General features: G+C 49.9%; 11 protein-coding genes, 2 tRNA genes and 1 pseudogene. 6 read left to right on the forward strand and 8 right to left on the reverse strand.

Features of this window, described 5'->3' with window-relative positions; all coding sequences use genetic code 11:
- Nucleotides 1-149: 149 nt before the first annotated feature.
- Complete coding sequence (locus tag ACR9Y8_RS24065) at nucleotides 150-1097, forward strand: hypothetical protein (protein WP_481215804.1); 948 nt, start codon at nucleotides 150-152, stop codon at nucleotides 1095-1097.
- Between the two features lie 65 nt (nucleotides 1098-1162).
- Here the strand turns inward: ACR9Y8_RS24065 and ACR9Y8_RS24070 are convergent, their stop codons facing one another.
- The 3 genes from ACR9Y8_RS24070 to ACR9Y8_RS24080 form a co-directional block, all read right to left on the reverse strand.
- Nucleotides 1163-1768, reverse strand: a complete 606-nt coding sequence (locus ACR9Y8_RS24070; RefSeq protein WP_481215805.1) for a DinB family protein — start codon at nucleotides 1766-1768, stop codon at nucleotides 1163-1165.
- 92 nt (nucleotides 1769-1860) lie between these two features.
- Nucleotides 1861-2511 carry a leucyl/phenylalanyl-tRNA--protein transferase gene (aat, locus tag ACR9Y8_RS24075; protein WP_481215806.1) on the reverse strand — a complete coding sequence of 217 codons (651 nt, stop codon included), beginning with the start codon at nucleotides 2509-2511 and terminating at the stop codon, nucleotides 1861-1863.
- 1 nt (nucleotide 2512) lies between these two features.
- The gene (locus tag ACR9Y8_RS24080) at nucleotides 2513-2821 is read right to left on the reverse strand and encodes an ATP-dependent Clp protease adaptor ClpS (RefSeq protein ID WP_298740066.1); all 309 of its coding nucleotides are present in this window, start codon (nucleotides 2819-2821) and stop codon (nucleotides 2513-2515) included.
- Between the two features lie 161 nt (nucleotides 2822-2982).
- Between ACR9Y8_RS24080 and ACR9Y8_RS24085 the strand changes: the two genes are divergently transcribed.
- Both ACR9Y8_RS24085 and ACR9Y8_RS24090 read left to right on the forward strand, forming a co-directional pair.
- The gene (locus ACR9Y8_RS24085) at nucleotides 2983-5142 is read left to right on the forward strand and encodes a cation:proton antiporter (RefSeq protein WP_481215807.1); all 2160 of its coding nucleotides are present in this window, start codon (nucleotides 2983-2985) and stop codon (nucleotides 5140-5142) included.
- An 8-nt stretch (nucleotides 5143-5150) separates the two neighbouring features.
- The gene (locus tag ACR9Y8_RS24090; protein WP_481215808.1) at nucleotides 5151-5504 is read left to right on the forward strand and encodes a hypothetical protein; all 354 of its coding nucleotides are present in this window, start codon (nucleotides 5151-5153) and stop codon (nucleotides 5502-5504) included.
- Between the two features lie 143 nt (nucleotides 5505-5647).
- On the opposite strand, the pseudogene ACR9Y8_RS24095 reads toward ACR9Y8_RS24090, so the two are convergent.
- From ACR9Y8_RS24095 to mtaB, 4 genes and pseudogenes are all read right to left on the reverse strand, one after another.
- Nucleotides 5648-5719: pseudogene (locus ACR9Y8_RS24095) on the reverse strand (hypothetical protein); the annotation flags it as partial.
- Nucleotides 5720-5802: 83 nt separating this feature from the next.
- Nucleotides 5803-5877, reverse strand: a tRNA-Val gene (locus ACR9Y8_RS24100).
- 23 nt (nucleotides 5878-5900) lie between these two features.
- Nucleotides 5901-5978, reverse strand: a tRNA-Val gene (locus tag ACR9Y8_RS24105).
- Nucleotides 5979-6079: 101 nt separating this feature from the next.
- Nucleotides 6080-7339: a tRNA (N(6)-L-threonylcarbamoyladenosine(37)-C(2))-methylthiotransferase MtaB gene (gene mtaB / locus ACR9Y8_RS24110; protein WP_481215809.1), complete on the reverse strand. Its 1260-nt coding sequence runs from the start codon at nucleotides 7337-7339 to the stop codon at nucleotides 6080-6082.
- Between the two features lie 188 nt (nucleotides 7340-7527).
- On the opposite strand from mtaB, the gene ACR9Y8_RS24115 reads away from it, so the two are divergent.
- Genes ACR9Y8_RS24115 through priA form a run of 3 tightly spaced genes read left to right on the forward strand, consistent with a single transcriptional unit; the run spans nucleotide 7528 to nucleotide 11254 of the window.
- The gene (locus ACR9Y8_RS24115; protein ID WP_481215810.1) at nucleotides 7528-7962 is read left to right on the forward strand and encodes a DUF4258 domain-containing protein; all 435 of its coding nucleotides are present in this window, start codon (nucleotides 7528-7530) and stop codon (nucleotides 7960-7962) included.
- Nucleotides 7963-8019: 57 nt separating this feature from the next.
- Nucleotides 8020-8796, forward strand: coding sequence for a lysophospholipid acyltransferase family protein (locus tag ACR9Y8_RS24120; RefSeq protein WP_481215811.1), 777 nt, complete (start codon nucleotides 8020-8022; stop codon nucleotides 8794-8796).
- Between the two features lie 13 nt (nucleotides 8797-8809).
- Entirely contained in the window at nucleotides 8810-11254 is a 2445-nt protein-coding gene (gene priA, locus ACR9Y8_RS24125; RefSeq protein ID WP_481215812.1) for a replication restart helicase PriA, read from the forward strand.
- A gap of 137 nt (nucleotides 11255-11391) precedes the next feature.
- On the opposite strand, the gene ACR9Y8_RS24130 is transcribed toward priA, so the two are convergent.
- Nucleotides 11392-12060 (reverse strand): NAD(P)H-binding protein, encoded by a 669-nt coding sequence (locus tag ACR9Y8_RS24130; RefSeq protein ID WP_481215813.1) that lies wholly within the window; start codon nucleotides 12058-12060, stop codon nucleotides 11392-11394.
- Nucleotides 12061-12184 lie beyond the last annotated feature (124 nt).

Raw genomic sequence — 12184 nt, forward strand, 5'->3', positions numbered from 1 at the left:
ATTGCTATCCAAAAAATCTGGCATATAGGTTGGTGATCTGATCACCGGAGGTACTTCAGATTGGAATTCGAGACTTGGGATTTGGAATTTTTCCACTTATATATCAAAATTATCTTTAACTTTTCGGCTGTATTAATCCTATCATGCGCATGAACAGGTTGTTGGCACTATTACTGGCAGTCGTTTTGCTGGCAGGTTGTAAGTCTAAGCAGCAGCAAACGGCGGGCGATCGTCCGCTCACTTTCGCTGATTTCAAAGCCTTATTTCCCGAGCGGCAGGTACCTTACAGGCTGTCTGGAGATTCCCTTGGACAGCAACGGCCTGCTGATTCCCTGGCCCTGAAGCCGGAAATATTGCAGCAGTTTCTTAGCGACACCCTCGCTAAGGCGGATTTCCCTAAGGCCGCAGCTGTTCGTTTTTTCCCCCTGGCCCACCTGGAGGGAAATAACCTGCACTATTTTGTAGTGTTGGCAGCGGATAAGGTAAATTCCGCGGCTTATCTCTGCCTGGCAGAGCGCAAGGGCAAGTACCTGAACCGGGTGCTGGTAGCAAAAAAGAGCGGCAACAGCAAAGAAAGCAGCAGTTTTACACTGGATAGCAGGTACCTGGTGAAGATCAGCACTGAAAAGGAACTGAGCCCCTCGCACAGCGCTTTAAAAGAAGATTTTTACACGGCCGGCGCCGATGGGAAGCTAACGCTGATCATGACCAATTCAAACGAGCCTACCACACCGGGGCAGATCTTCAATCCCATTGATACCCTGCCGCGCAAACATAAATATTCTGCAGATTATAGCTCCGGCGATATGAGCATTGTATCCATCCGCGACGGACAGGACCCTAAAACATTCCAGTTCTTTATCACGTTCTCGAAAGATAATGGCAACTGTAAAGGAGAGCTAAACGGTGTGGGGCATTTTACCGGCGCTAACAAAGGGGAGTTCAAGGATAAGGAAAGCTCCTGCGGTATTGCCTTCCAGTTCTCATCCAGCCGGGTGAACATCCGGGAGATCGGCGGTTGCGGGGCTTACAGGGGGATTAAATGTTTTTTTGAGGGGAGTTTTGCCAAGAAGGCAAAGAAGGATAAGGACAAGTAAAAGATAATAAAATGCCCGCAACGCTGATGTTTTGATATGAGCGTTGCGGGCATTTTGCTTTTTTACTACTGCTTGGGAAATCCCGGATCAGCCTTTACTTCCTGGATCTGTTGTGTATGCCTTCCGCTATGGGTGGCCACCAGGATCAGTATCTGGTAAGCATCCATGGGTGAGCCCATCGGCATATCTGCCACGTGACTACGCAGATCATCATTGGTGGTCTTTACATAATCAATGATCTTGTCGCGTTGTTCGGTAAAAGCCTGAACGGCTTCTGCGGTAGTGGCAAAGGTGCCTTTGGGTTGTATCTGCTCGGGCGCCTTGGCTTTCTTGCTGCGGTCGGAGATCCTTTGTGCAAGGGCTTCGTCCGTCACTTTAATTTCTTTTCTTTTGTCGGGGTTGGCAGGTTGCGACATGGCCTGCTGCTCCATACCAAAAAGCCCTTTTTCCGCCAGGGTAATGTGTTCCAGGCAGTCTGCCACAGACCAGCGGTCGGGCGCCGGTTTGAACTTCATCTGGGCATCGCTTAACCCGTTTACCTCCTTTAACAGGTTGGCCTTGGTATCCTCAAATTGTTTGACAATGGCTGACCGCTCTTCCTGGGTCATGCCCTGCCCTTTGACCATAAAGGCAGAAAGGACGATTGTTGCGAGTAACAGTGCTTTTTTCATGGTGGTAAATTTTAGAAGCCGTGGGAATTATGGGGATTTAAAGTACTGATATAATTTACGGCTTTTATTTGAGCTGCGAATATAATATCATTTTAACGTCCATCAAGATGCGTCGCCAGCAGGTCCATAAAGGAGGCCCGGCTGATAAAGCGGGCGCCCAGGGAGGCCAGGTGATCTGTATATACCTGGCAGTCTATTAAAGCCAGGCCTTTGGCCTGTTCCGACTGTACAAAGGTGATAAAAGCCGCTTTGGATGCATTGCTGACATGCGAGAACATGGACTCGCCAAAGAAAACATGGCCCATCCGTACCCCGTACAGGCCGCCCACCAGCTTGTCGTCCAGCCAGCATTCAACAGAAACGGCGTAGCCTTCCCGGTGCAGCTGGGTATAGGCTTCCTGCATAGGGTCGGTGATCCAGGTGCCGTCTTGTCCGTGGCGGTAGGTATAACGGCAATGCCCGATTACGGCTTCAAAGTTTTGATTCACCGTGATACGGAACAGCTGTTTCTTTGATATTTGCTTCATGCTGGCAGATACCCTCAGCTCCTCCGGGAATAGTACAAACCGGGGATCAGGGCTCCACCACAGTACGGGGGGCTTGCTGTACCAGGGAAATATGCCGGAGCGGTAGGCCAGGATCAGCCTGGCAACAGAAAGATCGCCTCCTGTGGCCAGCAGCCCGTCGGGCTCGGCCAGATGTACCGGGGGAAATTTGAGGTGCTGTGTAAGAGAAAATATCATTTTAACCTTCCACTGCTTCTTCTATGGTGGCGCTGATGCCCCTGTCAAGGAGCGCTTCGCACATGGGGCGTAGTTTAGTGTATTCGCCGTGCTTTACAGCGTATTTGCCATTGTAATGTATAAAAAGGGCGCATTGTTCGGCCTGTTCAGGACTATGATCACAAACCTCTATCAGCGATTGTATCACCCAGTCAAAGGTGTTAACGTCATCATTCCACACAATAAGGCTAAAGGGAAATTGCTCATCTTCTGCAACGAGTATATCCTCCCATTCTTTAGTAACAGTGCCTGTTTCTGTACGCTGACTCATGATAATTTACATGGCTTTTCGCAAAATTACAGTTATTATCGTGAAAAGGTAGTAGTTGACCTATAAACAATATTATGGGCTCGCTATTAGTCCTTAACGATTAATAATTAATTTGTAAGTTGCAAAGTGAACGTCTCTGGAGGAGTTGAAAATTGAAAGTTATGATGCATGCTTTGAAAGGCACGGTTTTTTTGTTGGATATCAGTCTACCGTTGAAGGATCCTATCCCTATTTTTTCGCTGGTATTGTTCATTATCCTGTTGGCTCCTATTATCCTGCGCAAATTCCGGATACCCAGCATCATCGGCCTCATTCTGGCCGGTATGGCTATTGGCGACCATGGCTTCAAGATCATTGAGAAAGGCAGTATCGACCTGTTTGGAAAGGCGGGCCTGCTGTATATCATGTTCCTGGCGGGCCTGGAGCTGGATATGACGGAGTTCCGCAAGAACCGCCACCGCAGCCTGGGGTTCGGGGCCTTTACCTTTTTCATTCCTTTAGTGTTGGGCTATGTGGTCTGCGTTTATTTTCTGCATTTCAACTTTATGGCCTCCCTGCTGGTGTCCAGCATGTTTGCCACCCATACGCTGGTGGCCTACCCGCTGGCCAGCCGTCTGGGTATTACCAAGAACGAGGCGGTAACGGTGGCGGTAGGAGGGACCATCATCACAGATACGGCTGTACTGCTGATACTGGCCGTTATTACCGGAGCGGCCTCCGGCCACCTGGACACGTATTTCTGGATCCGCCTGGGGGTATCACTGGCTGTCTTCACGGCCATTATCCTCTGGATCTTTCCCATGATAGGCCGCTGGTTCTTTAAAAAGATCAAGGACGATAAAACCTCTCACTTCATATTTGTGCTGGCCCTGGTGTTCCTGTCCGGTTTCCTGGCAGAACTGGCGGGGGTAGAAGGTATCATTGGCGCCTTCCTGGCTGGTCTGGCGCTGAACCAGCTGATTCCGCATACCTCTGCTTTAATGAACCGTATCGCGTTTGTAGGTAATGCGCTGTTCATTCCTTTCTTCCTGATCAGTGTGGGTATGCTGGTAGACCTGCGCGTGCTGCTGAAGGGGCCTGAAGCCCTGATCATTGCCGGCTCACTGACAGCCATGGCCCTGTTGAGCAAATGGCTGGCGGCTTTCTTTACCCAGGTTTCTTTCCGCTATACTGCTCCACAGCGTAACGTAATATTCGGCCTTAGCTGCGCACATGCTGCGGCTACCATCGCTGTTATACTGATCGGTTATAACATGGGCATTATTAATGAGAGCGTATTGAACGGCACCGTGCTGCTGATCCTTGTTACCTGCCTGGTAGGTTCTTTTGTTACCGAAAATGCAGGACGTAAGCTGGCTATCGAAGAAGCAGACCGTCAACCCACGCCCGACGATACGCCGGAACGTATACTCGTGCCCGTATCCAACCCGGCCCGTATGGAATCACTGCTTGATCTGGCATTGATGATCAAAGACCCGAAAGCCGGTACGCCTATCTATCCGCTGGCCGTAGTGCAGGATGACGAAGAGGCTAAAGAAAAGATCCATGTTACTAATAAAATGATGGAAGCGGCTACCATTCATGCTGCCGCTACGGAAAGTCATGTACAGTCCATCACCCGGGTAGACCTGAACGTGGCCGATGGTATTGGCCGGGCGGCCAAAGAGCTGATGATCACAGACGTGATCCTGGGCTGGACAGACAAGACCAGCACTACCGACCGCCTGTTTGGTTCTATCTTCGGTACTACGCTCGATAACGTGCTGCAAAGTGTATGGGAGACGGTATATGTATGCGATTTCAGTCATCCCATGAACACCGCTAAAAGACTGGTGCTCGTGCTGCCGCGAAACGCCGAATACGAAATAGGCTTTTTACATTATCTGCAGAAGATGATGATGCTGGCTAAACAGATAGGCGCCCGCCTGCTGATCTATTGCCAGGATAAAACAAAAGCTGCTGTAGACGCATTTATCCAGCACAGCAAGATCAGCACGGAAGTGACCTTTAAACAGCTGGAGCAGCTGGAAGACTTCCTGGTGCTTTCCCGGGAGATCACCCGTGATGACCTGCTGGTAGTAGCAGCCGCCCGTAAAGGTACGCTGTCTTACAGTCCGTATATGGAGCATATCCCCGCTAAGCTGAGCAGGCATTTCCGGGACAATAACATTGTCCTGATCTTCCCGGAACAAACGGAGATGGAGTTCATCGAGGCAGGCGTACAGCCGGAGGATCTTACGCTGGCGCCCATACAGGAACAGCTGGCTAACCTGAACAGGCTGGGTAAAGCAGTAAAACGGATCTTTAAAGGGAAAAAATAAGCCTTCATATGTTTTTTGAACACCGCTCGCAGCCCTTGCTGCCACGCCGTTTGTTTGTACGGCGTTTGTTCCGCTATGGAGCCTATGCGTTAATAGTGATCGTTTTCTCCATGTTACTGGGCATGATAGGTTACCATTATCTTGGCGGGCAGGATTGGATAGATGCTTATTTGAATGCGGCTATGATATTGACGGGCATGGGCCCGGTAAATCCAATGCCTGGTACGGCTGCTAAGTTGTTCTCAGGATTGTATGCTATTTACAGCGGGGTAATATTTTTGTCGGTGGTAGCGATGATGCTGACGCCGATAGCGCACAGGTTGTTGCATATTTTTCATTTGGAGCAGGGGAGGGAGAAGTAGGTGGATTATCGGAGTTTGTAGAGGGAACTAAATTTTCAATCATCTTCCGGCTTTTCCAAGCTTTAATTCACGTTCTCTTTGGTAAGCATCTTTCTTCGATGTAAATATTTCTGTATAAACAATTGGCCAGTCGCCTGTTTTGTCTATAAAGCCTTATGATTAGAGTTATGTCTTCGAAGACGCTGGTTCAGTTCATCTTCTGTATGCCCGATATAGTGGGAATTGGAACACGGTAACTATTTTCGGTTAACAATATTGATATAAACAAAAAAGGCCTCCATTAAATGGAGACCTTTCGTGGGAGTTGACGGGGTCGAACCGCCGACCCTCTGCTTGTAAGGCAGATGCTCTGAACCAACTGAGCTAAACTCCCTTAAAAATTTTAGGCTTTGAAAATGGTGGGAGTTGACGGGGTCGAACCGCCGACCCTCTGCTTGTAAGGCAGATGCTCTGAACCAACTGAGCTAAACTCCCATTTTCTTTGTCAACCATCAACCTTTCGTCTGACGGGATTGCAAAGGTAAAAACTATTTTTATTTCACCAAATTTTTCCTGGTATCTTCTTTATTTTTCTTTTACCTCAACTCCCAATCCACCAATCCATTCACCCACTCTTCCCTGTACGGCGTAACTACCTTAATATAATTATCCGTATACCCCTCCATCATACCATCCTTATTATGCCCTTCAAACAACACTTTACGGGTTTGGCCAATATGTTGCTCCGTGAAATACTGCAATTTTTTATGACTGAGATTGCGCAGCATTTTATTCCTCTCATGACGCTGCCCCATCGGCACTACCGGCTCAATATCCAGCGCCAGTGTATTGGCCCTTTCTGAATAAGTGAACACGTGCAGGTAAGAAACTTCCAGCCCATGCAGAAAATCATAGGTCTCTTTGAAATGCGCATCGCTTTCGGAAGGGAAACCAACGATCACATCTACCCCGATGGCGCAGTGCGGCATGAACTGTTTGATCAGTCCTACTTTCTCTGCATACAGCTCACGGCGATAGCGGCGGCGCATCAATCCCAATATATCATTGCTGCCGCTTTGGAGCGGTATATGGAAATGCGGCATGAACTTGCGGCTGTTGGCTACAAACTCAATGATCTCGTTGCTTAGCAGGTTAGGCTCGATGGAAGAGATGCGGTACCGCTCAATACCTTCCAGCTGGTCCAGTGCCTGGATCAGTTCAAAGAAGGTCTCTTCACGCTTTTTGCCTCCCTGCAGTCCTTTACCGAAATCACCCAGGTTCACGCCGGTGAGCACGATCTCTTTCACGCCGTTCTCAGCCAGTGTTCTTGCATTTTGCAGCACATTCTCCACACTGTCGCTGCGGCTTTTGCCGCGGGCCATGGGTATGGTGCAGAAGCTGCAGTTATAATCGCATCCGTCCTGCACCTTCAGGAAGGTACGGGTACGGTCGTGCAGGGAATAAGAGGAGTGGAAAGAGTTGACATCTTCAATATCGCAGGAGCAGATACGGGCGCTGTCTCCTTTGGTGAGCGTTTTCAGGTGATCTACGATATTGAACTTTTCAGCGGCGCCCAGTACCAGGTCTACCCCTTCGATGGAGGCGATCTCCTGGGGCTTCAGCTGGGCATAGCAGCCCGTGATCACTACCATGCTTTCCGGGGCACGGCGCTGGATACGCCTCACCAGCTGGCGGCATTCCTTGTCTGCATTGTCGGTAACAGAGCAGGTGTTGATCACATAAACATCTGCCTGGCCTTCAAAATCCGTTTTAACAAACCCATCCTGTTCCAGTAACCTGCTGATGCTGGAGGTCTCTGAAAAGTTCAGCTTACAGCCGAGAGTATGAAATGCCACTGTTTTTGCCGGAGTCATAAGGAGGGCAAAGGTACTAAAAAAAGCAGCACGCTGAATGCGTAAGGCAGAACGCCTTAGCCAGTCTCCCAGGGCTGCCATCTGACAGGCAGCGTTCAGCGTTTGCTTTAAGCATTCAGCTTTTTTACGTAAGTTTAACCCGATATAACCTCGTGATAACTAACTGTTAAATGAAACCTGCGACAACGCACAAATATCTCCCTGTTTTAATCCTGGCCATAGTACTGCTCCTGGCCTGGAGCTGGAACAGGAAAAGTAAGGATAAGCCCGCCAGCCGGCCAACAGAAACCATCTTACCCGCACCTGAAACGGCGGATGACATACCCGGATTTGACCGCAGCACCCGACTGGTGTATACCGTACATGCCCGCTGCCGGATGGACTGCCGCCAGGTAACCGAGGCCGAAGTAGAGGAAATACTGGCCAATGGCCATGTGGACCTTACAAAATCCAACCTGCACGACAAACCCTGTCCTACTTATGCCCTGGAAGGCTATTCACATGAAGGCCAGCACTTAAGGGTCATTTTTGCCCCCTGCCGGGAGGCAACCAGGGTGGTGACCTGTATAGATCTGGATAAGAAATGGACCTGTAACTGCGACTAATTATCAATTATTAACTAATTTTCAGGTTTGGTGTTCACCTAAACGGGTTTTGTGTTTATGAATATTTTACTGAAGCCGCTACATGCGATATATATGTTATATGCACTGGTATTGTGGCTGGCCATTATGTTTCTCATTCTTCCCCCTATTGCCCTGGCTTCGCTCCTGGGAAAGGTTAGAGGAGGCAATATTACGTTCTATTTCCTTCGCCTCTGGGCCCACCTGTGGTTTCCCCTGGTAGGGATATGGGTTAGAAAGATCCATAAGGATGATAACGAAAAAGGAGACTTCCTCTTCGTGGTGAACCACCGCTCTTACCTGGACGCCGCTATTGCCGTTAAGGTGATGCCCCTGCCGTTCCGTCCCCTGGGCAAGATCGAGATGAAAAAGATACCCTTCTTCGGGTTTATATACAAACAATCTGTAGTGCTGGTAGACCGGTCTTCCGCCGTTGGCCGCTCTAACAGCGTACGCGAAATGATCTACATGATCAAGCAGGGCGTTTCCATCCTGATCTTCCCCGAAGGCACTACTAATGAATCAGAAAAATTGCTCACTCCTTTCCATAACGGCGCTTTTCGTATAGCCATCGAGACACAGACACCTCTAAAGCCGGTGCTGTACCTGGATAGTGGCACCCGTTTTCCGCATCATCATAAAAAAATGAGCCTCACGCCAGGCCGCTGCCGGGTGTTGTTCCTGCCTTCTGTTCCTGTTGACGGACTTACCATGGAAGACCTGCCTGCCCTTAAGCAGCGGGTGTTCAATATCATGGAAGATGCCCTGAAACAGTATACGCAGCAGCCCGGCGCAGTATTGGAACAGGCATCATAATCAAGGAGCCCGGATGAAGTATGCAGATGTAATATTACCGCTGGCACTGCCTAAAAACTATACCTATGCTATACCCGATAGTATGGATGGTATCATACAGGCAGGCAGTCGCGTGGCAGTACAACTGGGACGGCAGAAGAAATATGCCGGTATCGTAAAAGCCGTGCACGGACAGGCTCCGCTGGACTATAAGACCAAGCCCCTGCTCGACCTGCTGGATAAAGACCCCGTGGTATATCAGGCCCAGCTCGACTTCTGGAACTGGATCGCCAACTATTACATGTGCACGGAAGGAGAGGTGTTGAACGCCGCCCTGCCAGCCCATCTGAAGCTTTCCAGCGAAACGATCCTTTTATACAATGAAGAATTCGGCGATGATCTTTCCGCCCTCGATGAGGACGAATACCTCGTTGCCGAGGCACTGCATATACGAAAAGAGCTGCGCATCGAGGAAGTGCAGATGATCCTTGATAAAGCAGATGTGTACACTACCATCAAACGCCTCATCGAAAAGAAAGTATGCCTGATCTACGAAGAGCTGAAAGAAGTATACAAGGAGAAGAAGGAGAATTACGTACAGCTGCATCCTACCTATGAACAGGAAGAGCAGCTGGCCGCCCTCTTTAATGAGCTGGGCCGTGCGCCTAAACAGATGGAGCTGCTGCTGGCCTATCTGCACCTGCTGAAAACACAAGGGTCTGTATTGCAAAGCGAGCTGCTGAAGAAATCAGGTGCTACTGCCGCCCAGCTGAAAGGCCTGGTGGACAAGAATATCGTATGGATAGAAAAACGTGTGGTAGACCGTGTGCCTGGCGGCAAGGCAGAAGCGCAGATAGATTTTAGCTTAAGCCCTGCCCAGGCAACTGCACTGCAGGCCCTGCGCCAGAGCTTTGAACATAAGCCGGTGACCCTGCTGCACGGCGTTACCTCCAGCGGTAAGACCCAGCTGTATGTAAAGCTGATAGAGGAATATATCGCCAATGGCAAACAGGTGCTGTACCTGCTGCCGGAGATTGCGCTTACCGCACAGATCATCCGTCGTTTACAAAAACATTTCGGTAATAAGATAGGGATCTACCACTCCCGCTTTAACAATAACGAAAGAGTGGAGATCTGGAACAAGGTAAAGAGCGGTGAGCTGCAGATCGTACTGGGCGCACGTTCCAGCCTGTTGTTGCCGTTCAGGGACATCGGCCTGATCATCCTCGACGAAGAGCACGACGCTTCCTACAAACAGCAGGACCCTGCTCCCCGTTATCACGCGCGCGACGCTGCTATCTATTACGCCAACCTCTTTGGCGCCAAGGTGCTGTTAGGTTCCGCCACGCCTTCGCTGGAATCCTATTTCAACGCCCGCCAGGGTAAATATGGATTGGTAGAGCTGCAGGAAAGGTTCGGTGGCCTGGAAATGCCTTCCATAGAAATAGTGGATGTTAAACAGCTGATGGCAGAAAAGCGCATGCAGGAGAACTTCACCCCTGCGCTGGTAGAGGGTGTTAACCAAAGCCTGGCGGCCGGCAAACAGGTGATCCTGTTCCAGAACCGGCGCGGCTATGCGCCTTTCCTGCTCTGCACTACCTGCGGATGGATCCCTCACTGTAAACAGTGCGATGTATCCCTTACCTGGCACCGTAATTCAGATAAGCTGCATTGCCACTACTGCGGTACGCAATACCCTTACTTTTATACCTGCGCCGCCTGTGGCAGCCAGACATTGATACCTAAAAGCTTCGGCACCGAAAAGATCGAAGAAGACCTGCAGCAACTGTTTCCCAATGCCCGTATCGCCCGCATGGACGTAGATGCCGTGCGCAATAAGGACAGCCATAATAAGATGATCCAGATGCTGGAACAGCAGCGTATAGACATCCTGGTGGGTACACAGATGGTAGTGAAAGGACTTGATTTTGACAACGTGAATTTGGTAGGGATCCTCAGTGCCGACAGCCTGCTGAGCTATCCTGATTTTCGCGTTAATGAAAGGGCCTTTCAGCTGATGGAGCAGGTGAGCGGACGAGCCGGCCGCAAGTTTGATAAGGGCCGCGTGATCATCCAGGCCAGCAATACCCGTCACCCCGTATTGCATTATGTAACCGAACACGATTATAAAGCCATGTATGAATCGGAGATCGCCGAACGGCAGCGCTTCGGGTACCCGCCCTTCATCAGGTTACTGAAGATCACGGTTAAACATAAAAAGCAACAGGTAGTAGAACAGGCGGCCAATGTATTGGGGAACTGGCTGCATCCGCACCTGGGCCCGCAGCTGGTGGGTCCGGCTGCGCCTTTGGTAGGCCGTGTGCGTAATAATTATTTGCAGGAAATGTTAGTGAAACTGCCCCGCGAAGCAAAAGTGATCGCCCAGATAAAACAACTGTTAAAAGAACACTTCATTAAACTACAGGCGGAAAAGAAGTTCCGCTCCGTTGTCATTGTTGCTGATGTAGATTGTGTGTGAAAAGTCGTCAGTCGTCAGTCGTCAGTTGTCAGTTGTCAGTGATTGAAGCGAAGAATTGCATTTAATCCATGTTAGTCACTGACAACCGACAACTAACAACTGACAACTAACGACTGACAACTGACAACTAACAACTATTACAACGGTTCTCCCGCCATTTCCTTAATCGCATCCGACTCATAAATATGTGTGCCGGGCTCTCCTTTAACGGCCGCCGCTATCATCGCTTTTGCCACGGTAGAGGCCTTGATGGCCCTGTATTTTTTCCAGCGTCCCTGTAAGAGGTAATAGAACACCATGACCAGCCACTGTCCCAGCATCTCGCCCAGCCGTTTTTTACGCCGTTTTCCCAGCAGCGCCGAAGGGCGGAAGATATGCAGCGCGGGGAAGCTCAGCCTCGTAACGGCCTGTTCTGTTTCTCCTTTGGTGCGCAGATAAAAAAATCGGGAATGTATATTGGCGCCGATGGACGACATCAGCAGGAACTGGCCCATGCCCTGGCGTTTGGCCAGGGTGGCGCATCGTACCGGGATGTCAAAATCTACCTGCCGGAATTCTTCCTTGCCGCCGGCTTTTTTGCGGGTAGTGCCAATACAGCAGAATAAAGCGTCGCCCCGGAGCGCCGCTGCCAGACCTGCCTCGTCCTCAAAATTCACAATAGCGATCTCAAGCCCTTCCCGTGGTTTCAGTGAAGGACTACGCAGCAGTACCTTTACCTTATCAAAAGCAGGGTTGTGCAGGAGCAGGTTTACCAGGTGGCTGCCGGTTAATCCGGTGGCGCCAATTACTACAGCTGTTTGAGGCATTGTTCTGTTAGGTTATATTTGTGGATTAGCAGTTAGCTATTGGCTATTAGCAGTTAGCATACCGCGTTGCTAATAGCTAACAGCTAGCGGCTAATAGCCCGAATATAAAGTTAAATCATTGAAT

Source organism: Chitinophaga sp. SVR4-12A (assembly GCF_056754765.1).

Excerpts from the sequence above, each read along its gene's own strand:
- ACR9Y8_RS24065 (WP_481215804.1), top strand. The coding sequence starts at position 150 with ATGAACAGGTTGTTGGCACTATTACTGGCAGTCGTTTTGCTGGCAGGT.
- ACR9Y8_RS24070 (WP_481215805.1), bottom strand. The coding sequence starts at position 1,768 with ATGAAAAAAGCACTGTTACTCGCAACAATCGTCCTTTCTGCCTTTATG.
- aat (WP_481215806.1), bottom strand. The coding sequence starts at position 2,511 with ATGATATTTTCTCTTACACAGCACCTCAAATTTCCCCCGGTACATCTG.
- ACR9Y8_RS24080 (WP_298740066.1), bottom strand. The coding sequence starts at position 2,821 with ATGAGTCAGCGTACAGAAACAGGCACTGTTACTAAAGAATGGGAGGAT.
- ACR9Y8_RS24085 (WP_481215807.1), top strand. The coding sequence starts at position 2,983 with ATGATGCATGCTTTGAAAGGCACGGTTTTTTTGTTGGATATCAGTCTA.
- ACR9Y8_RS24090 (WP_481215808.1), top strand. The coding sequence starts at position 5,151 with ATGTTTTTTGAACACCGCTCGCAGCCCTTGCTGCCACGCCGTTTGTTT.
- ACR9Y8_RS24115 (WP_481215810.1), top strand. The coding sequence starts at position 7,528 with ATGAAACCTGCGACAACGCACAAATATCTCCCTGTTTTAATCCTGGCC.
- ACR9Y8_RS24120 (WP_481215811.1), top strand. The coding sequence starts at position 8,020 with ATGAATATTTTACTGAAGCCGCTACATGCGATATATATGTTATATGCA.
- priA (WP_481215812.1), top strand. The coding sequence starts at position 8,810 with ATGAAGTATGCAGATGTAATATTACCGCTGGCACTGCCTAAAAACTAT.
- ACR9Y8_RS24130 (WP_481215813.1), bottom strand. The coding sequence starts at position 12,060 with ATGCCTCAAACAGCTGTAGTAATTGGCGCCACCGGATTAACCGGCAGC.